The 580-nt window shown below is 59.8% G+C and carries 1 protein-coding gene; it reads left to right on the top strand.

All coding sequences use genetic code 11. The features are described 5' to 3' along the window. Positions 1 to 580: cation:proton antiporter domain-containing protein (locus ETG88_RS22205; RefSeq protein ID WP_206732589.1), on the top strand; the 580-nt coding region annotated here is incomplete at both ends.

Consider the following 580-nt stretch of genomic DNA (forward strand, 5'->3'; position numbering starts at 1 on the left):
AAAAATTCAGCCTGCGTTTTCTGCACAAGAAGCCGATGGAGTTTGGCTCCTGGACCACGCGCGAGCTGCTGATTGCCTCGTTTGCGGGCGTTCGCGGGGCGATTACCCTCGCCGGTGTGCTCTCGATTCCCCTGCTGCTGCCGGACGGCAACGTCTTCCCGGCGCGTTACGAACTGGTGTTCCTGGCGGCTGGCGTGATCCTGTTCTCGCTGTTTATCGGCGTGGTAATGCTGCCGATTCTGCTGCAACACCTGGAGGTGGCCGACCACTCCCAGCAGCATAAAGAGGAGCGTATCGCGCGCGCGGCGACCGCCGAAGTGGCGATTGTGGCGATTGAGAAGATGGAAGAGCGTCTGGCGTCCGATGCGGAAGAGAACATTGATAATCAACTGCTGAAAGAGGTGAGTTCGCGGGTGATTGGTAACCTGCGCCGCCGCGCCGATGGGCGTAACGACGTAGAAAGTTCGATGCAGGAAGAGAATCTGGAGCGCCGCTTCCGTCTGGCCGCGCTGCGCTCAGAGCGAGCCGAACTTTACCACCTGCGTGCTACGCGCCAGATCAGCAATGAGACGCTGCAAAA

This window comes from Lelliottia nimipressuralis (assembly GCF_004115925.1).
Classification (GTDB): domain Bacteria; phylum Pseudomonadota; class Gammaproteobacteria; order Enterobacterales; family Enterobacteriaceae; genus Enterobacter; species Enterobacter nimipressuralis.